Raw genomic sequence first — 19,818 nt, 5'->3', positions numbered from 1 at the left:
ACTTTTCAAGTTTACCGTGACGGTTGAAGTTTCTTAACAATCTCAAACTCTGCCTTTCTGTTTTCAACATCCACGCCAATAAGTTTGGCTAATACCCTGTCACCTATTCTAAAGAGAGTTTTCGTCCTTTCTCCTAAAAGGCAGTACTGCTTTGGAATACAGATATAGTAGTCGTTTTTAAGGGAAGAAACATGAACAAAACCCGGAATCAGCTCCTCCACGGTTTCTATAAAAAGCCCCTGTTCAGAAACACCTGTAACTATACTTTCGAACACTTCGCCTACGTGGTTTACTGCATACTGAAGTTGTTTAAGTTGAACAACATCCCTTTCGGCTTCATCGGCGTTAATGGATCTTTCCGTAATGTGTTTACATATCCTCTCAAGCTTTTCTTCCCAAAAAGATATGTTGTCACTATTAAATTCGCCCTTCAAAGCCATTTTAATCAAACGATGAAGTTGAAGGTCAGCATAACGCCTTATAGGCGATGTAAAATGCGTATAGCAGGTTGAAGCAAGTCCAAAATGCCCTATGTTATCAGGGGAATACTTTGCCCTTGCCATTGTCCTTAGCATGAGATAATTAACAAGTTTTTCCTCCGGTTTTCCTGCAACCTGTTCAAGAATCTTTTGAAGAAGTTTGGGTTGAACATCGTTTTTTATATTTGGAACTTTTATGCCAAGGGATTTAACAAAGTTCAGAAACTCTGCAAGTTTTTCCCTGTCCGGCGATTCATGAATCCTGTAAACAGACGGATAGTCAGCCCAGAACATAAACTCTGCAACAGTCTCGTTGGCAATAATCATAAATTCCTCTATCAGCCTGTGAGACCAAAGTCTTTCCGCTTTGTATATGTCTATTGGTTCCCCTTCCGCATTGAGAACAACTACAGGCTCCGGAAGATCAAAGTCAATACTCCCCCTCTTGTACCTTTTTCTGTGAAGAATCTGTGCTAACCGGTACATGTGGTTAAGAGACTCAACTACATGGGGAAAATCACGTTTAGCTTCCTCATCACCGTCTATTATCTTCTGAGCTATATTGTAAGTAAGTCTTGCTTTGCTGTGAATAACACTTTCGTAAATCTTGTAATCAACAACTATGCCGTGCCTGTTTATCTCCATCTCACAGGTGAAGGTCAATCTGTCAACATCAGGATTTAAGGAACAGATACCGTTTGAAAGTCTTTCGGGAAGCATAGGAATACATCTATCAGGAAAATAGACACTCGTCCCTCTGTTGTAAGCCTCTTTATCAAGGGCACTTCCCGGCTTAACGTAGTGGGAAACATCTGCAATGTGAACAAAAAGCCTGTAATTACCGTTTGGTAATTTTTCTATGGCAACCGCGTCGTCAAAATCTCTGGCAGTTTCTCCATCTATTGTAAATGTCAGTTGCTCTCTTAAATCAACCCTCCCTTTAATATCAGATATTGAAACCTCTTGAGGTATCTTTTCCGCCTCTTCCAAAACCTCCTGCGGAAATTCAACGGGAAGATCATACTTTCTGATAATCAGTTCTATATCAAGTTTTGGACCGCTTTTACCAAGATTTTCAACAACCCTACCAACAGGACCTCTCGTCTCTGAAGGATAAGAAATTATCTCTGCAACAACGTAATCTCCGTCTTCAACGTTTTTGAAATCTTCAGATGTGAGAATAACGTCGTACCGTATCCTTTTGTCCTCAGGAACAACGAAGCAGTGTTTTTTATACTTTTCAACCCTTCCAACAACTTTTTTCACAGCCCTGTCAATGATAGAAACAATTTTTCCTTCTCGCTTTCCATCTTTCCCTTCTTTTACTACTTGAACAGCGACAATATCTCCGTTCATCGCCCCTGCCATGTTTCTTCCTGGAACAAAAACGCCTTTGCCGCCTTCAAGCGGATCAACAAAACCAAAACCTTCCTTATAAGCACATAATTTACCTACAATTAGGTTTAACTTCTCCGGAAGGGCATACTTTGCACCTTTAAGTTTTACAAGCTTCCCGCTTTTAGCCATCTCTTTCAGCTTTTCTCTTAAAGCCTCTCTCTCTTCAGGCGGTATGCCTAAAAACTTTGCTATCTCTCTTGCTTTAAGGGGTTTGTTCAATTTATGTAAAGCTTCGAAAATTCTTTTTTCCATTGTTCCTCCTGAAAATTGTTTGGCGGAAATAGTTAAAATCACAACCCGCCTTTTTTAGTTTAATTTTTGCCTTTAATTTGTGACTTTTTTATAAAATTTCAACTCTTTAATATTTCTTCTTCAATCCGGTCGTCTGTCAAAGAATCATCTTCAGGATTTCTGGTTAAAAGAATTAAAAATTCCTTATTTCCCTTGGGACCCCTCGGCTCAGACAGAACGAGATTAACAGGATAAAGCCCTTCTTCCTTTGAAAAAGCAATTATCTTGTCTATCGCTTTCCTGTGAAGTTGCGGTGACTTAATAACGCCTCTTCCCCTGTCCACCTCTTTTTTGGATAGTTCAAACTGAGGCTTTATAAGTGCAACTATCCGCCCGTCATCCTTCAAAAACTGCTTAACAACAGGCAATATTTTAGTTAAAGAGATAAAAGAAACATCTATGACTATCAGATCAACCTTTTCAGGCACCTCTTTGTCTGTTAAATAGCGCGCGTTAAACTGTTCTATTGAAATAACCCTTTCATCATTTCTCAACTTCCAGTCAAGCTGACCCTTACCTACATCAACAGCATAAACCTTTTTTGCACCGTGCTTCAAAAGGCAGTCTGTAAATCCACCAGTTGATGCACCAACATCCAGACAAACCCAGTTTTCAGGTTTTATGTTAAAGGCTTTTAGGGCAGTTTCTAATTTTAATCCACCCCTTGAAACGTAAGGAATATCTTTACCTTTCAGTTCTATCTTCGCGTCAACAGAAATCTTTGTTCCCGCTTTGTCAACAATATTACCATCGACTAAAACCTTGCCTGCCATTATAAGGGCACGTGCTCTTTCCCTGCTTTTTACAAATCCTCTGTCAACAAGAACCCTATCCAGTCTCTCTTTCTTCATACCATTCTCAAGAATTTCGTGTAAAGATACATGCCGGTAACTGTTGCCGTTAAGCAGAGAAATACATTCAGAGCAATATTCATAATGCCCTGAAGAACAAGGCCATCCTGAATAAGAGCAACCGTTTCATAGCTGAATGATGAGAATGTGGTTAAAGCTCCTAAAAAACCGGTGATAAAAAGGCCCTTCCATTCAGGGGCAATGATATCTTTGAACAGCATCGCAAGGATACCGATGATAAAACTCCCCAGAACATTCACTGTAAGCGTACCGAAAGGAAATGTGCTCCCGGTAAGCTTCTGAACAAAGCCAGCAATAAGAAACCTTGAAATGGCCCCTAAAAATCCTCCAATTCCAACGTAGAGAAATATCATGATATTTCCACCTCTTTGAGTAGTCTGTCCGTTATAACCTCTATTGCCTTCTGCCTTGACTGGTCAAAGTCTATGTTGTCTATTATAGGGATTCCTTCTTCTTTTGCAAGCTTATAGAGGTAGTCCTGAATGAGCCTTATGGATTTAAAATTTTTTAAATACTTTTTACTCGTTCTCTGAGAAATCTTTTCCCGGGTCTTAAACCGGCTTTTGTGAATATCTTCATCAAGTGTGGTGAGAAGTATTGGAACAATATGGGCCTTCTCAATTTCTTTAGATTCTTTAAAAGCCCCGGGAATAAGGTGAATGCCCTCAACTATCAAACTGACATTTTCCTTTATGGCTCTATCAATAATAGCCTGAACGCCTGTCAATACTTTCTCAGACTGGTCAAGATAACCATAAATTATCTTTTCCTCTTTAGGCATTTCCCCGAAACGGTAAATGACTTTACCGGCCTCGTAACTTGAAACGTGAATAGAAGGAACAAGATCTTTTGAAATCATCTTTCTCATAACTTCTCTAACAGAATCGGTAGAAACCATCCTGTTGATGTCAAAAATCGTTGTAAGCTCTGCGGCAAGTTTTGACTTTCCGACGCCGGTGGCACCAGAAATCAGAATAATTATCGGTTTTTTCAGATTTTTAAGTTTCCTCCATACAAGGTACCTTGCCGCCACCTCTTTACCGTATCTCTCGGTCAAAATTCTTTCAACGAGAGATCTTATCTCTTTACGCTTAACACTCTGCTTTCCGGAAAGTCTTAAAACCTTTTCAACGCTTTTAGCTATCTGGAAAGCTTCAGCGGTGTCAAGGCCGGCACTCCTTATTGAGTTGGCAAGAATACCTTTTGAAAATGGTACTGAGGCTCTGCAGTTATCCTCTTCAACTAAGATCTCTTTGTTTTTAAGATAATTTTTGTACTTTTTTGCTATTTCTTTACCATAGGACTCCTTAAGCTCTTTATAAACTCTCTTTGAAAGTTCTTTAAGTGTTATCTCGTCTTTAAAAGTTTTAGCAACTCTATCTGCAACCTTGTAGGAATCATCTATGGAAAGCCCCAGTTTCATAAGAGACTTGACTAAAACACCCCGAGAAAAGGGATATCGTTCACCTGTATCACTTATTACATAACGCCTCTTTTTCTTCAAGTCTCCTCCAGAAACTACCTTACATGTCTATTGTAATACTTTCTCATTTTCGCAAGATGTTCCTTATATGTTTTTGAAAATATATGTTTCCCGTCCACTGCAAAAAAGTAAAGGAACGGTGTATTTGCAGGATACATGGCAGCTTTTATAGAATCGATACCTGGATTACATATAGGTGTTGGTGGTAAACCTTTTCTAAAATAGGTATTGTAGGGTGACTTTATCTTCTCTATATCCTTCCCTTTTAATTCCCTTTTTAAAATCCCTTTTAATCTGTAAGCATAGATAACTGTCGGGTCACACTGAAGAGGCATTTTTCTTATGAGTCTTTTATAAATGATGCCTGCTATTATCGGTTTTTCTGACCTAACGGAAGTCTCCTTTTCAACAATTGAAGCTACCGTTATTAGTTTCTTTATGTCAACGCTACCCAGTGCCTTTTCAACAACGGGGGGTGGTTTGTAATCTCTAAACAGAGGATTCGTCTTCCTCTTGAAATTTTCAACCATTGCATCGATAACATCTTTACAGAAAGCGTCATCACTCACAAGATAGGTATCCGGAAAGAGAAAACCTTCTAAAGATGTGGAATTAAAACCTTTAGAATGGACAAACGTAGCATTGAAGGCAAGTTTTAAAAAACTTTCCTTTTTGCAGTTACGAAAAGAAGCCTCTACGACGGCTGCCACATCAAAAAGATTATAACCTTCAGGTATGACAAACTTCGCATAGTGGACCTGACCTTTTGAAAGAATGTCTAAAATGTCTTTATCTGAATAAATTCCATTTATAGAGTATTCCCCAGCTTTAACTTTAATCTTTTTAAATTTCGCATAAAATTTAGATAAAAATGCTGATTTTATAATGCCACTTCGGGATAATTTAACAATAACCTCGTTGGTAGATTCTCCCCTGTCAACGTAAAATCGTGTATTTATTTTTCTATTGTATGCAAAAAATAGGATTGATTTAAGCATAAAAATAGCAAGAATTAAACATACTGCAATAAACAAATATCTCTTCAATTTTGGGACTCTCTCTTTAAGGCTTTAATTGTGTAGAAGAATCTCTGAAAGGCGGTAAAGTTTGAAAATATGGCAAGAAATAGAAGCATCTCACTGATAAACCCTGTAAACAGAGCAAAAAGAATAATAAAAAATCTTTCCGGCCTTTCTATTAATCCCACTTTACACTCGATACCTAAAGATTCTGCCTTCGCTTTGGCATAGCTGGTAGCAAAGGAACCAACAATAGAGAGCAATCCTAAAACGGCCATAGTTACATCCCGTCTATCAATAGAAAGAATAACAAAAGCTGCAAGGGGAAAGAAGTCAGCGTACCTGTCGAAGAAAGAATCCATAAAAGCACCTGCTTTTGTAACTCTTCCTTTAACCCGTGCGAGAATGCCGTCTAACATATCACATGCTCCGGCGAAAAGAAAAACAAAGCCGGCAATGGCAAACATTCTCCTGTATATAAGAAGAGCACTAATCAGAGAGAGAAAAAAACCCATCACAGTCAGGATATTCGGCGTAACGCCAACCGTATCAAAAGCTTCTGCAAGAGGCTTTAGCATTTTCTGAACTTTGAGTTTAATGTTAGTGGAACTTATCATGACAACCGCCCTGATAAAGTGTTAGCTGTATTATACGCTAAAGGATAAATAAAAAGGCGGAAATCCCATTCCAACTGGCATGGCCAAAACTTTTCACTGATGATGGATTTTCATTATTGTTTCGTTCATTGTCGCGTTAACTATTCCCGTACAGTTGCCTGCCCTTGTCCTCCGCCGGATTTTATGCTCCTCACCATGATTTTGAATCATTATGCTTTTGCCGCTCCCGGAGCCACTTTTAGAGCCTTTTCCTGCAAAGGCATAAGGCGAAAGAGCAGCAGCAATTGCCGCAAATAAAAATCGTTTTTTAATGGTATTTCTCCTTTTCATTTCTTAATTCCTTCCGTAATTATCTTAAATATGGTTTCCTCTATTGAATCTATATTTTGCCTTATTCTGCCTTTGGCTTCAGAATATACAAGATTCTTAACCGCACCGGACAAGAAAAGCATTACGATTTTACTGTCAAAATCCTTAAAAATTCCTTCCTGCTTTCCCCTATCTATCATCTTTGTAAGCTTGTTTATAAAATTGTCGTACCATGACGACAGACCGAACTTTTCAAGGTCAGCGACCGAAAACGTCCCGACATCTCGAAGAAAAAACTTAAAAAACTCCTTGTTCTCTTCGAAGAAGGTAAAAGCTTCGTGAATATAAGCTCTCAGAGCATCAAGAGGCGGTTTATCCGAGATAGCATTAACGATGCGCCTTTCCATTTCAAAAAGTTTCATCCTGACGACTTCCCTGTAAAGTTCATCCTTACCACTGAAAAATCTGTATATAGTTCCAACGGCTACACCTGCTTCGTGGGCAATCATAGCAACTTTTGCCTCATGATAGCCAAAAGTAGAGAAAACCTTATCAGCGGCCTTTAAAATAGCGTCTTTCATTACATCAACCCCTGAAAGAAAAAAGGTTTAGAATTTCAGAGTTTAATTATACATAAACCGTTAAAACAACATTTTAGGTTCTTTAAGGGTTATAATTCTATCTTACAACTATCTGTGGAGAAAACGGATGAAATTGGAAGACGTAAAAGAGATTGCAGCAAGAGGCTTCAACCTTATACCTGTATACAGAGAGATTGTAGCAGATTTTGAAACACCATTATCTGCTTTTGTAAAGCTCAAAAATATAGGTGCCAGCATACTGCTTGAAAGTGTAGAAGGTGGGGAAAAGTGGGGAAGATATTCCATCATAGGCATTGGAAACTTGATAACTGTTAAGAGCAAGGAACGGTTTGTTGAGATAAACCGTAATGGAAGAATAGAAGTAATAGAGATAGAAACCGACCCTTTAGAAATCTTGAGAGAAGAGTTTAGAAGGTACAGACCTTTTAAAGACGAAAACTTACCCAGAATGTGGGGTGGTTTTTTTGGTTACTTAGGTTACGATACCGTTAAGTTCTTTGAACCAAGAGTGGCAGGTTTTTCTAAAAGAGACAAAGAAGACTCCATGCTGTATGATATGGTCTTTTCAATACCAAGAAATTTAATAATTTTCGATAACGTTTCAAAAACCATAAAAATAATAGGATACATAATAGAAAGGGATTATTCTCCAATAGAGGAAATATACGAAGAAGCTGTATCATCCATCGAAGAGATAGAAAACAACCTCTCTGAAAACACCCCGGAAAAACTTGTTAACAAAGCAATAGCTCCAAGTGAAGAGTGGAAGGTGAACTTCTCCGACTCAGACTTTGTAAAAGCCGTTGAAAGGGCAAAAGAGTACATAAGAGCCGGCGACATCATACAGGTGGTTTTATCAAGACGGTTTGAAAAACCTTTTAAAAGCGATGCCATCACCCTCTATAGGGCTTTAAGGTTCATCAACCCATCTCCTTACATGTATCTGCTTGACTATAACGATTTCCAAATCGTAGGTGCATCACCAGAGGTATTGGTAAGATTGACAGACGGAAAAATTGAAACAAGGCCGATAGCCGGTACAAGGCGCAGGGGAAAGACAGAAGAAGAAGATCTTGCAATGGAAAGGGAGCTCTTATCCGACGAAAAGGAAAAGGCGGAACACATTATGTTAGTTGATCTTGCAAGAAACGACGTTGGTAGAGTAGCAGAAAATGGAACCGTAAAGGTAACAGACCTTATGATCATAGAGAGATACTCCCACGTTATGCACATTGTTTCAAATGTCGTGGGAAAGCTTAAAAAAGGTTTTGATGCGTTTGACGTCCTGAAAGCGTGCTTTCCGGCAGGAACAGTATCAGGCGCACCAAAGGTTCGTGCAATGGAAATCATTGAAGAGATGGAACCTTCGAAAAGGGGTGTTTACGCAGGAGCCGTAGGGTATTTCTCCTTTGACGGAAACATGGATACCGCAATAGCAATAAGAACTGCTATCGTTAGAAAGGACAAGGTTTACGTTCAGGCAGGTGCCGGAATTGTCGCAGACTCAAAACCGGAACTTGAGGTGAAGGAAACTCTGAACAAGGCAAGAGCAGTATTCAAAGCCGTTGAGTTCGCCGAAAAAGGACTTAAATTTCATGACTGACACTTTAATAAGAGGTAAATGATGAAACCCTTTGACATAGAAGCCGAACTGAAAGTTCTCGGAACAGTAATTATTCAGCCTTCATTTGCTTTCAGGGCGGTAGAACTTTTAAATCCAGAAGATTTCTTCAAAAAAGAACATAAACAGTTCTTCAAGTTTCTCAAGATGCTTTTGGCAGAAGGATACACAGAAAATCAGTTGAATGAAATTTTCTACAAAGATGAACTCGAAAAGAGGGGCTTACTTGAAAATGTTGGCGGCGAAGAATACCTCTCGTACATGTTAGAATTTGCCCTTGACAACTATGAGAAGTTTGAATCTGCCTGTAAAATAGTTAAAGATAAAGCCCTCTTGAGAAAGATTATTGATATCACAGAAGAAATTCCAAAAAAGATAGAAGAAACACCTGACCCGGACGTGCTGATAGATGACATAGAGAAGAAGGTTTTCGCCCTCTCTGAAGAAAGAGTAACAAACACATTAGTTCCTGTGTCGGAAATCGTCCCAAAAGTTATTGAGGAAATAGAAGAACTCGCCGTTAAAAGAGAAATGGTTACCGGCATTCCAACCGGTTTTTCTGATCTCGACACCAAAACTTCAGGACTTCAAGACTCAGACCTGATAATTATAGCGGCAAGGCCATCTATGGGAAAAACAGCCTTTGCCCTATCCATAGCCTACAATGTAGCTGTTGAAAGGGGAAAAAGCGTAGCCGTTTTCTCACTTGAAATGTCAAAAGAGCAGTTAATAACAAGACTTTTAGCCCAGGCCTCTGGCGTTCCACTTCACAAAATCCGTTCTGGATTCCTGTCCTCACAGGAACTTGACAGACTTATAGAAGCGGCAGACACAGTAAGGGAAGCACCCATCTACATCGACGACACACCAGGCATATCCGTCCTTGAGATGAGGGCAAAAGCAAGAAGACTTAAAAGTGAAAAAAGCGTCGATCTTATAATCGTTGACTACCTTCAGCTTATGAGGGGAATAAGAAAAACGGAAAATAGACAACAGGAAGTATCTGAAATCTCCCGCTCCCTTAAAGGACTGGCAAAAGAGCTGAACATACCTGTAATAGCACTATCCCAGCTGTCCCGTCAGGTTGAACACCGTTCAGACAAAAGACCCCAGCTTGCAGATTTGAGAGAAAGTGGTTCAATAGAGCAGGATGCGGATGTCGTAATGTTCATCCACCGGCCGGAAGTCTACAAAAAAGATCCACCGCCAGAAGAGAGGGGAATAGCAGAAATCATCATAGCAAAACAGAGAAACGGTCCTACCGGAACGATAACTCTTTCCTTTATAAAAGATCTTACAAGGTTTGAAAACCTGAAAGAAACAGAACTTATAAAAAGTGAAGAAGAGAACCTTGAAGAAGAACCGCCAATAATAATGGAGGAGTCAAAACCTTCCTCACCGCCTGACTTTACATTTGATGAAGGGGATGAAGATTACGGGTTCGAATTTTGAATTCAATTTAATTAAACCAACTTGATATTCTGTTTGTATGATTATAAATTTTAATTAAAACATCTACGGGGATTTAATGAAAAAACTGGCAGTGGTATATCTATCTCTCATTGTATTTACAGGCACCGCTTTTCCAGCAGAAAATTTAGGAAATATGTTTAAAAATCAAGACTACGATGAAATAATTGGAATTCTCCAAAATGTTCCGGAGCAGAGACTTTCAGCAGAGGAGCTACTTTATCTTGGATTTTCCATGTTAATGACCGGAAATTACAAAAAAGGGGAAAGACTTCTCCGGCTATCTTTCCAGAAAAAGCCCCTCCCCGAAACGGGGAAAATTTTAGCAGAAATCTACTTTTCAAGAAGAAACTATCAGAAAGTTATAGAAATATACAAAAAGCTCGGCAGGCATGTTCCTGATGAAGTAAAACTTCTGACTGCTTTGTCTTACAGGGCACTTAATAAAAATGAAACGGCAAAGTCAATAGCTGAACAAATTAAAAATCCGGAACTAAAACTGAAAACAGGACTGCCTGTAAAAACTGTAAAAGTATTTTCTACCATACAATATGACTCAAACCCTCTGTTTATACCGGAGGATGAATTCAAGGAGACGTTCGGTGGCTGGATGATTAACACAGGCTTTAAATATTCGGCAATTTCCAGGAATTCCTCATGGGGAGTAAAAACATTCGTATCTTATCAGATAAACAGAGACAATAGATTTTTAGACTACATTTCTTTATCTCCCTTTTATGAAAGAAAATCAGATGATAAAACAATTACTCTGAGCCCCTATTATATCTACACGGACGATTCATCCTATATACTTGGATTCCAAACAGGCTTAAAAGGATTTTCCCTATTTTCCACATCTTTTACAGCTGGCGGCGAGATAAACCTTGAAACATCAAGCAAAAATGCTCTATATGCAAAAATTAATTCAAAGATAAAAGACATTTTAGTTTCAGTGCTTTACAAAAATTTCGCAAGTTTTCCGGATAAGATTGCGGTAAAAACCGTTCTTACATTAAAAAGAAATATAACAGAGGTTGCAGTATTTATAACTCCTTATCTGAACATGAGATACTATACTGACGGAAGCAGAAATATCATACCGGGATGCAGTGTTATTGTTGAAAAAAGTTTATCAAACTTAACAAAAATAAGTACGGAATTGAGATACGAAAAGGGATTTGGTTCCGGTAGTCTTGAAGACAACTATTCAAGATACGTAGCAGGACTTACATTCTCTGGAAGCTTTTGAGAGGTTGATATGAAAAAATATTTGATAGTAATGTTTCTATTTGCAATACCTCTCAGCGCTCACGGATACGTGGGTAAAATTGTAAAAGCAACGGGAAGGGTGGAAGTAGTCAGAAAAGATACATTTAAAGGTATTTTCTGGAAAAAAATCAGGGGAATTTTTGATGTGGGCGATGTTGTAAGAACGAAAAGAAGAAGTAAAGCCACAATAAATTTTATAGACAAAAGTTCTGTTACAATGTTAGAAAGTAGCAGGTTAATAGTTGAAAGATACATTCCGTCGGGAACGGTCGCCGTAGAAAATCCATATGGAAAAGTGGTGTATAAAATAGTAAAAAGAACCAGAGGAAAATTTATAATAAAAACTCCCGTAGCTATTATAGGAGTGAAAGGGACAGAACTATTTGTTGATTCTTCAATCAACAGAGTCACCGTGATAGTAAATTCAGGACTGGTTGAAGTGAAAAACCTCTTTTACCCTCAAAAATTAATAGAAGTTAAAAAAGGTGAAATGATTACAATTTACCCGGTAAGAAAGCTTTTCTATCCCAAAATTGCTCCTGAAGAGGTGCTGAAAAAAATCTTCTACGAGAGAGAGTCAGCGGAAAAGACAGAATATCCCTCTCTTACACCTTACAACGGTAAAGAAGAGGAGATAATGGAGGAAATGGATGTGGAAAAACCTGAAAAGTCCAGGGCAAACTTCAACATAGAAATTCCTGACACATCAATAGAAGGACTCTAAGGAGGATAGCCGTGCGAAAGCTCTCATTACTTATCTGTTTTATTAGCTCAATACTATTTTCGTGTGGCTACTCCACTCTTTCCTCCGATAATATGGGAAACCTGCGCATAAATGTATCCATACCGGTGGAAAAGGCTGAATTTTTATATGATGTAAAGATAACCATTGATTCTTTAGATATAAATCCCATCGTTAGAGAGTGGGATGATATTTCTGGCGGTGCCCATACATTTGTCTTAGAAGTTCCGGCAGGAGCAGACAGAATATTTGAAGTTGTTATTTATAGAGATATTGATGGACTGAAATATCCGATCTATTCTGGTATTGGAAAAATAGACATCAGCGGTGAAACAACAGTAAATGTGAAACTTAAAAAGCTTTTCGTCACAACGGGAATCTACGGAAATGTCACATCTGGGGAATATCCGTTTATAACTTCCTTTGTAAAAGAAATAAACGCCGACTTTATTCATAATCCACCTGCAGGATTTCGAGACATTTTTTCTGAGTACTTTTTGCCCATTAGCAGCGCCGGCGAGGTTTTCTACAATGATACATACAATAACACGAAATTGATACTGAAAGACTTTTTTCAATCTATAATTCTGAGAAAAGGAACTCTCTCCGTTTTCAACAACGGCATATCCGATCTTATCGAAAACTTATACATATCGGGGATAGACCTTTCTTTCTTAAATTACACGGCTCCTTTCGGACTGTCCGGCTTTACATCCTCCCTGTTTGAATACAACGGAAACGGTTCGTATAAGATGTATTCTTTTAACAGCAACCTATCAACATTGAGAACGGACAATGTAACGATCTCTTATCCGTCCGGCGGAATTTCAAGCAACATCACTCTAATTGACGAAAATGATACAACGGTTTCCGTGAACATTCCCCAATTTGTAAATACAACCTGTAGCTACTCCGGTTACTTTAAGGGAATCTTCTACCCGGCAACCGAAATCGCTTACAACGGAAATTTCACAGTAAATACAAACCTTGACAGCATCTTCATCTTTCCGGAATACGGTAAAACAGGCGACAGCTACTTTACATTTGAAACGTTCGGTGTTCAAATGCCTGTATTTCCCGGAAACTACACCGTAAACACGTACAACTACACATTCAACGAAACACTTCCCGAGCCGTTTGTACTGACAGTCGCGGCCCTTGACGACCTGCTAAACGGAACGCAGGCTGCGATTTTTCAGACAATCATGAACGGCACTGAACTGCATCCGGTAATAGATTTCACAAACCCGGACGGTTACTCTTCTGTCTGCGCAAAAATAGCAGCTTTATCTCCGTTCACAGACTTTTCGGGGATCATTACATCCAACAAAACCGTAACGTCAAACAGCACGGGAATACTCGAAGGCATTACACCGGAAGGAAAGTTTATAAAAGTAAAAACGCCGATTTCCGTAAGTGGAAATTCCCTCTCTTTCAGCTTTAACCCATCACTTTTATCTGAAACATGCAATATAGATTACAGCCTGTCAAACGGAACACTGAAAATGCTTGTAGATGTTAACCCCGCTATCGTGGACTTTTGTGATGTTGACTTCTTGAGCAATGCCACCGTTAAAGGTTACCCTTACGTTGAAGAGACTTCACCGATAGGAGAATATTTCATAATAAAAGGGGCAAAAGAACCGCTCTACTCCGTTAAAGAACTGCCGTCATCGGTTCCGTTTCTCGAAACATCAATTCCAGACGGAACCGAATACATAAGAGTTTTGTGTTACAACAGCCAGCGAAGTCTGGAGATCGGTAAGGTTTTCAAATTAAACTCAGAAATAGACAGCTATACGTTTAAACCAGTGGTAAAAACGGGCAAACTGAACATGGATGTTTTCAAAAACAGCGCAAACTTTACAACAGACTGGGATGAAAGAGCAACCGTCGTTTTATCCAATAACAGAACAGTAGAATTCACAACATCCGATAAAGCACTCCCGTTACAATATTTAATCAACATGGCTCCTGATATCAACGGATATGCCATTAATTACAATAGGGGGGAAAGAGAAGATATTAACATCTCTGTAAACATAGTCGGAAATGAAACAGCGTATGCCATATCCTCCTACTCGGGATTTGACATCATATTGACGTGGGATCCGGCCTCATTCAACGCCACCGGCACGTGTAAGTTCAATATAATAGATTCTGATGGAGGTTCGGCAAACGATACCTGGTCACTTGATTACACAAACGGTACCTATATATACCAGGTTCCTCAAATTCCGGATTTTGTTTATGCTGCAAGATTCTGCAAACTCTCCGACGGCAACTTTTCGGTAATTGCTAAAATATTTAAGCCGATTTACTAAAGACAGGGAAATGAAAAATGATTATAAATGTGGCTGGATGTTACGGTTCAAAAAGCAAGTTAATGAATCTTGTAACATTCATTATTTCGAACAAAGTAGCTGTTGACTGTGGAAATCTCTTTGCAAAAGAAGTAAATCGAGAAGAAATAGAGCACATACTGGTCACTCACAGCCACATGGATCATCTGCAGGATCTACCTTTTTTCATTGACGAAATTCCGTTTAACAAAAACAGAAAAAGCCCACTTACCGTTTATGGAAATGATGAAGTTATACAAACACTCAAAAATCACATATTCAACGGCACCGTCTGGCCGGAGCTTAAAAATTTTAAAATGGCAAACGGTGAAGATGCTGTAATCCTAAAGAGATTGGAAGAAGGAAAACTATTGAGACTTAGCAACCTGACGGTTTACCCTTTAAAGGCAAACCATACCGTTAAAACTTTCGGATTTGCTATATTTGAAGAAAACAAAGGTATCCTGATAAGTGGCGATACGTATAAATGTAAACAGATGTGGAATCTCGTCAAAAATGAAAACAGGATAAAAGCCGTTTTTATTGATGTTTCTTACCCTTCATCCATGGTGGACCTTTCCCGAAAGGCAAAGCATTACTGTGTAAGCGAACTGAAAAAGGACCTCGAAGAAAATAACATTTCAAAAGAGCTTCCCATCTATGCTTACCACCTTAAATTTCCGTTTGTTGAAGAAATAAAAGAAGAGCTTTCCAAACTAAAGTGGAACATTAAAGTTCTATCTGACGGCAAAACTGTAGAGGTGTAAATGGCTGCCGACAAGAAACTACAAATTCTTCTTACTTTCGCAGAAAAGATTACCCGTGAAAAAGATTTACATAAACTTTTATCCCTCCTATCCGACGTTGCAAGAGATATCCTCGATGTTGACAGATGCAGTCTCTTTTTAGCAGATCCTGAAAATAAGATCCTGTGGACCATAGTGGCTCACGGTGTTGAAAGGATAGAGATTCCATGGGATAAAGGTATCGTTGGATGGACCTTTCAGCATGGTAAATCCCTCATCGTTAACGACGCATACAGCGACTATAGGTTTGAGAAAAGCATTGACAAAAAAACGGGATACAGAACGAGAAACATTCTCGCCGTACCCCTCCTGAATCGAAAAGGTGAAGTGATTGGAGTATTTCAGGCAATCAACAAATTATATGGTAACTTTTCTGAAGAAGACGAAGATATGTTGACACTCTTAAGCGGATATGCGGCTTCGGCCATAGAAAACACGAACCTGTACGCGGAACTTAACGACGCCTACAAAGAAACCGTCTTAAAACTTTCACATGCTGCTGAATACAAAGACAAAGAAACAAAAAACCATATTTTAAGGACAGGTCTATACGCAAAGGTTGTGGGAAGAGAGCTTGGATTTGACGATGATGAAATAAACATACTCTTTTTAGCCACGCAAATGCATGACATAGGAAAGATAGGGATACCTGACAGAATATTACTCAAGCCGGGAAAGTTAACGGAAGAAGAAAGAAAAATTATGGAAAAGCACACGATAATAGGTTTCAATATTCTAAAAGGAAGCAAAAGCCGGTTACTGCAGATAGCTGCTCTCATAGCCCTTGAGCACCACGAAAAATTTGACGGAACTGGATACCCTTACGGAAAGAAGGGAGAGGAAATATCCATTTACGGTCGAATAGCTGCTGCTGTTGATGTATTTGATGCACTAATATCAAAAAGGCCCTATAAACCTGCCTGGCAAAAAGAAAAAGTTATCAAACTTTTAGAAGAAGAGGCCGGAACGCACTTTGATCCAAGGATAGCCGAAATCGTAATCAGAAAAGCTGATGAACTGTTTGAAATAAAGGAATCTCTGCCGGATGAAAATGAAGAAAAAGAGGCGGATTAGCCCTCCGCCTAAAAATCAAGTTTATTGATGTTCACGTTTTCTCTAATCCAGTCTATGTATGCAGGGATGCCTTCTTCTATCTGAACCTGAGGTGTCCAGCCAAGTATTTCTTTTGTATTGGTCAAATCAGCTTCCGTATAGTTCTGATAAAAGTCATAGGGATTGTCAAAGTATTCCGTTTCAATGTCCACACCCAGAGTTTTTTTGATAACGTCAACAACTTCGTTAAAGCTTCTGGCTCTGCCTGTTCCAACGTTTAAGATACCGTTTTTAAAACTTTCATAAGCCTTTATGTTGGCTTCAACACAATCCATAACATAGACAAAGTCTCTCTTCTGCTCTCCCCATTTGAAAAGCCTCGGTCTTTTCCCCTTCATTATCTGAACGGTTAACTTTAAAATCATGCTTGCCATTTTCCCTTTGAACGTCTCACGGGGACCGTAAACATTGAAATATCTGAGACCCACAACGTGCATCTGCGGATGCTCTTTCATAAACTTGCAGGTAAACATATCCATCGCATATTTTGAAAAACCGTAAACATTTTCAGGGAAAAGAGGTTGATGAACCTTCATGGGAACATCGCCATTTCCGTAAACGGCGGCAGAAGAAGCGTAAATGACGGAAGCTTTCGTTTTCAAGGCGGCATTCAGAATCTTTTTAAAAGCCTCACAGTTTGTTTCCATCATTTCTTTCTGTCTGTGGTCTGTCGTGTCAACATTTGCCGCCTGATGAAAGATAGCATCAAAGTTTCTCTTTTCTATCTCTTCAATAACATTGTCATCGGTAATTGAACCGGTTATTATTTCGCCGTCAAAACCTATAAGATTTTTAAAATGACCTGAAGAAAAGTTGTCAAGAATAACAACTTCCGCATCCGGATACCGTTTCTTAAGTTCGAAGGCAAGGTTTGAACCTATAAATCCTGCACCGCCGGTAACAAGAAATCTCATTCTCCAACCTCTCCCTTGAGATATGTCTCATACCCTTTTTTCTCAAAAGCCTCCTTTACCTTCTTGCCAAAATCAAGGGCAAGTTTATAGTTTACGAACGTTGCAAGGGTTTTTGCCTCTTCAAGGTCGTTACCCTTAAACCTCATAATGGAAACGGCCCACTTAAAGCTTGTAGCCTTTGTAGGGTCATCGTAAACCCTCTGAACGAAAACATCACATATTCTATCTTCTCCAAGTCCTGAATCGGGAATATCTGCAAGAAACTCTCTGAAATAGCTGTCCATCTTTCGCCTCCGCTTATCATTTTTCTATGATTGTCTCTTCAACCTTCATTCCGAAATGTCTTCCGGGCTTTTCAGTATAAACAAGAACTTTATCTCCCGGTTTTAACTCAACAACGGATATTGGATTACCTTCAGGCGTTGTAAGTCTGATTGTTTCAGCATTTTGAAGGATTCCAGCAACCTTTTTGCCGTCTTCTGTTTCAGCCTCTACTAAAAGCATAGGCCTTCTTTCAACTTTAGCCCTTCCAACGTAAGCTACTCTTCCTTCGCCTTTATAGTTGTAAATCATAATCTCGTCGCCGCTCTTTATCTCTGAAAGGTACTTTGTCTTTCCGCCGGGCAATCTGACGTACATGTGAACAGCACCTGCATTTACCCTGAAGGGTCTTGCTGCAACGTAAGGGTTGGACTCTGTTTCGGCATGAACAAGAAACATACCGGCAGAAGAGTTGCCAACTAACGCTCCTTCTCCCCTTTCCATGAGAGAAGCCGTATCTATGCACACCCTATCACACATTCCTATAGGTGTTATCTTTTTAATTGTTGCCGTTTTAAGGTTAACACTCTCACCGGCAAGCCTTATAACTTCACCGGTCTTCTTAATCTCGTTTATGTCCTCGGTGTCAAGAACAACACCCTTCGTCCCTTTTTCAAGAATTGTTATGGCAGTTTTGGCTTCTTCTGCGTTTCTCACCCACGCGTACAGGTTGTCACCCTGGGCAAGAAGGTTTTCTATAGGGATAATCGTCCAGTCGGTTGTTTTAACAATAACGTTCTTTCCCTGCTTTAGATACTTCGCCGCCAGTTCCTCATCCTGCTTGTTCTTTATCTCAACAACGATAAAATCCTCACCTAACCTGTAATCTCCATCAGGTGCAATTGTTTTAACCCTTGCAAGTTTCTTTATCTTCTCACTGCCACCGTTTTCAAGCAGCAGGGCAAAAACACCAGACTCAAGGGCTGTTGTAACAACGGTTTTATCTTCAGGGCTTTTAACCCTTACAATAAGTTCTTTTGACATATCTATTCCTCCCTCACTTTATCAGCTTTGTAAGAAGCGCCTTCTGGGCATGCAATCTGTTTTCAGCCTGATCCCAGACAATTGAACGGCAACTCTCTATAACCTCATCTGTAACTTCCTCATCTCTGTGGGCTGGAAGACAATGCATAAAGAGAACATCAGGTTTTGCATGCTTCAAAAGCTTCATGTTCACCTGATAAGGCATAAATAATCTTTTCCTCTTTTCTGCCTCTTCTTCCTGTCCCATGCTTGCCCAGACGTCGGTATAGACAACATCAGCATCCTTAACTGCTTCCAGAGGATTATGAGTCACAACTATCTCCGAACCGGTGCTCCTGGCTATCTCTTTTGCCTTTTCAATGTAAAACGGCAGTGGCTCATAACCTTCAGGCGTTGCAGCGTAAAAGTTTATTCCTGTCATAGCAGCACCAATAAGCCAGGAGTTGCACATGTTGTTACCATCACCAAGGTAAGCAACTTTTAGACCTTTAAGCTCTCTTAAATACTCTTTTATGGTAAATAGGTCGGCAACCACCTGACACGGATGTTCCTCGTCGGTAAGGGCGTTAATAACAGGAACCTTTGAATACCTTGCTATCTCTACGACTCTGTCCTGACCAAACGTCCTGATAACGATACCGTCAACGTACCTTGAGAGGACTCTTGCTGTATCTTTAAGCGGTTCTCCTCTACCCAGCTGAGAACCTTTCGTATCCATGTAAACGCCGTGTCCTCCAAGCTGGAAAACGCCAACTTCAAAAGAAACTCTGGTCCTTGTTGAAGGCTTCTCAAATATTAAAGCAACCGTTTTTCCCTTTAACGGTTGAAAAACTTCTCCTTTCTTCTGTTTCTCTTTTATAACTGCCGTAGCCTCAAGAAGTTCTGCAAGTTCCTCTTTAGTAATGTCAAGCATAGAGATAAAGTCCTTCATTTATCACTCCTAAACAAGCTATTTAATTTCTGCATTGTCATCTTAAAACTGGTATCCATGTGGTCCACCTTTGCCTTAAGTTCAAAATATTCTTTTTCTATCTTTAAAAGTCTGGCGTCTATCTCCATAAGCTTATGTGAAAATCCATCAAGCATAAAATATATCTTCAGACTGAAAAGAAACAGCATAACTATCAAAAGAAGTAGCATCACAAGAAGTATCTGAAACACCCTCT

General features: G+C 39.4%; 20 protein-coding genes. 7 read left to right on the top strand and 13 right to left on the bottom strand.

Features of this window, described 5'->3' with window-relative positions; translation table 11 throughout:
- Nucleotides 1-11: 11 nt before the first annotated feature.
- The 8 genes from rnr to H153_RS0105730 form a co-directional block, all read right to left on the bottom strand.
- Complete coding sequence (gene rnr, locus H153_RS0105765) at nt 12-2,129, bottom strand: ribonuclease R (RefSeq protein ID WP_022847192.1); 2,118 nt, start codon at nt 2,127-2,129, stop codon at nt 12-14.
- Nucleotides 2,130-2,227: 98 nt separating this feature from the next.
- On the bottom strand, nt 2,228-3,019 hold the full coding sequence (locus H153_RS0105760) for a TlyA family RNA methyltransferase (protein ID WP_022847191.1): 792 nt from the start codon (nt 3,017-3,019) through the stop codon (nt 2,228-2,230).
- Nucleotides 3,016-3,393: a fluoride efflux transporter CrcB gene (gene crcB / locus H153_RS0105755; protein ID WP_022847190.1), complete on the bottom strand. Its 378-nt coding sequence runs from the start codon at nt 3,391-3,393 to the stop codon at nt 3,016-3,018. The genes H153_RS0105760 and crcB overlap by 4 nt, the downstream gene beginning before the upstream one ends.
- Nucleotides 3,390-4,544: an ATP cone domain-containing protein gene (locus H153_RS0105750; RefSeq protein WP_022847189.1), complete on the bottom strand. Its 1,155-nt coding sequence runs from the start codon at nt 4,542-4,544 to the stop codon at nt 3,390-3,392. The genes crcB and H153_RS0105750 overlap by 4 nt, the downstream gene beginning before the upstream one ends.
- Before the next feature lie 14 nt (nt 4,545-4,558).
- Nucleotides 4,559-5,569, bottom strand: a complete 1,011-nt coding sequence (gene mltG, locus H153_RS0105745) for an endolytic transglycosylase MltG (RefSeq protein ID WP_022847188.1) — start codon at nt 5,567-5,569, stop codon at nt 4,559-4,561.
- Entirely contained in the window at nt 5,566-6,159 is a 594-nt protein-coding gene (locus H153_RS0105740; RefSeq protein WP_022847187.1) for a CDP-alcohol phosphatidyltransferase family protein, read from the bottom strand. The genes mltG and H153_RS0105740 overlap by 4 nt, the downstream gene beginning before the upstream one ends.
- A 93-nt stretch (nt 6,160-6,252) precedes the next feature.
- On the bottom strand, nt 6,253-6,489 hold the full coding sequence (locus H153_RS0105735) for a hypothetical protein (protein WP_022847186.1): 237 nt from the start codon (nt 6,487-6,489) through the stop codon (nt 6,253-6,255).
- Nucleotides 6,486-7,049 (bottom strand): TetR/AcrR family transcriptional regulator, encoded by a 564-nt coding sequence (locus tag H153_RS0105730; RefSeq protein ID WP_022847185.1) that lies wholly within the window; start codon nt 7,047-7,049, stop codon nt 6,486-6,488. Before H153_RS0105730 ends, H153_RS0105735 begins: the two co-directional genes overlap by 4 nt.
- Before the next feature lie 127 nt (nt 7,050-7,176).
- Between H153_RS0105730 and trpE the strand changes: the two genes are divergently transcribed.
- From trpE to H153_RS09440, 7 genes are all read left to right on the top strand, one after another.
- The gene (gene trpE / locus H153_RS0105725) at nt 7,177-8,673 is read left to right on the top strand and encodes an anthranilate synthase component I (RefSeq protein WP_022847184.1); all 1,497 of its coding nucleotides are present in this window, start codon (nt 7,177-7,179) and stop codon (nt 8,671-8,673) included.
- Between the two features lie 18 nt (nt 8,674-8,691).
- Nucleotides 8,692-10,143, top strand: coding sequence for a replicative DNA helicase (gene dnaB, locus H153_RS0105720; protein ID WP_027720048.1), 1,452 nt, complete (start codon nt 8,692-8,694; stop codon nt 10,141-10,143).
- Between the two features lie 76 nt (nt 10,144-10,219).
- Complete coding sequence (locus H153_RS0105715) at nt 10,220-11,410, top strand: hypothetical protein (protein ID WP_022847182.1); 1,191 nt, start codon at nt 10,220-10,222, stop codon at nt 11,408-11,410.
- Between the two features lie 9 nt (nt 11,411-11,419).
- Nucleotides 11,420-12,154, top strand: a complete 735-nt coding sequence (locus H153_RS0105710) for a FecR family protein (RefSeq protein ID WP_022847181.1) — start codon at nt 11,420-11,422, stop codon at nt 12,152-12,154.
- A gap of 11 nt (nt 12,155-12,165) precedes the next feature.
- Nucleotides 12,166-14,496, top strand: a complete 2,331-nt coding sequence (locus tag H153_RS0105705) for a hypothetical protein (protein WP_022847180.1) — start codon at nt 12,166-12,168, stop codon at nt 14,494-14,496.
- Nucleotides 14,497-14,513: 17 nt separating this feature from the next.
- Nucleotides 14,514-15,281 (top strand): MBL fold metallo-hydrolase, encoded by a 768-nt coding sequence (locus tag H153_RS09445; RefSeq protein ID WP_022847179.1) that lies wholly within the window; start codon nt 14,514-14,516, stop codon nt 15,279-15,281.
- Entirely contained in the window at nt 15,282-16,394 is a 1,113-nt protein-coding gene (locus H153_RS09440) for an HD domain-containing phosphohydrolase (RefSeq protein WP_022847178.1), read from the top strand.
- 8 nt (nt 16,395-16,402) lie between these two features.
- On the opposite strand, the gene rfaD is transcribed toward H153_RS09440, so the two are convergent.
- From rfaD to H153_RS0105670, 5 genes are read right to left on the bottom strand one after another with little or no spacing between them, the layout of a single operon-like run.
- Nucleotides 16,403-17,347 carry an ADP-glyceromanno-heptose 6-epimerase gene (gene rfaD, locus H153_RS0105690; protein ID WP_022847177.1) on the bottom strand — a complete coding sequence of 315 codons (945 nt, stop codon included), beginning with the start codon at nt 17,345-17,347 and terminating at the stop codon, nt 16,403-16,405.
- A complete protein-coding gene (locus H153_RS0105685; protein ID WP_022847176.1) occupies nt 17,344-17,631 on the bottom strand; it encodes a hypothetical protein in 288 nt (95 codons plus the stop codon). Before H153_RS0105685 ends, rfaD begins: the two co-directional genes overlap by 4 nt.
- A gap of 16 nt (nt 17,632-17,647) precedes the next feature.
- The gene (locus H153_RS0105680) at nt 17,648-18,652 is read right to left on the bottom strand and encodes a 3-dehydroquinate synthase II (RefSeq protein ID WP_022847175.1); all 1,005 of its coding nucleotides are present in this window, start codon (nt 18,650-18,652) and stop codon (nt 17,648-17,650) included.
- Nucleotides 18,653-18,665: 13 nt separating this feature from the next.
- On the bottom strand, nt 18,666-19,583 hold the full coding sequence (gene argF, locus H153_RS0105675) for an ornithine carbamoyltransferase (protein WP_022847174.1): 918 nt from the start codon (nt 19,581-19,583) through the stop codon (nt 18,666-18,668).
- Nucleotides 19,580-19,813 carry a hypothetical protein gene (locus H153_RS0105670; RefSeq protein WP_022847173.1) on the bottom strand — a complete coding sequence of 78 codons (234 nt, stop codon included), beginning with the start codon at nt 19,811-19,813 and terminating at the stop codon, nt 19,580-19,582. The genes argF and H153_RS0105670 overlap by 4 nt, the downstream gene beginning before the upstream one ends.
- Nucleotides 19,814-19,818: the final 5 nt, after the last annotated feature.

Source organism: Desulfurobacterium sp. TC5-1, assembly GCF_000421485.1.
GTDB lineage: Bacteria > Aquificota > Aquificia > Desulfurobacteriales > Desulfurobacteriaceae > Desulfurobacterium_A.
The sequence above is the reverse complement of the archived record's forward strand: the minus strand, read 5'-3'. Positions and strand labels throughout refer to the sequence as shown.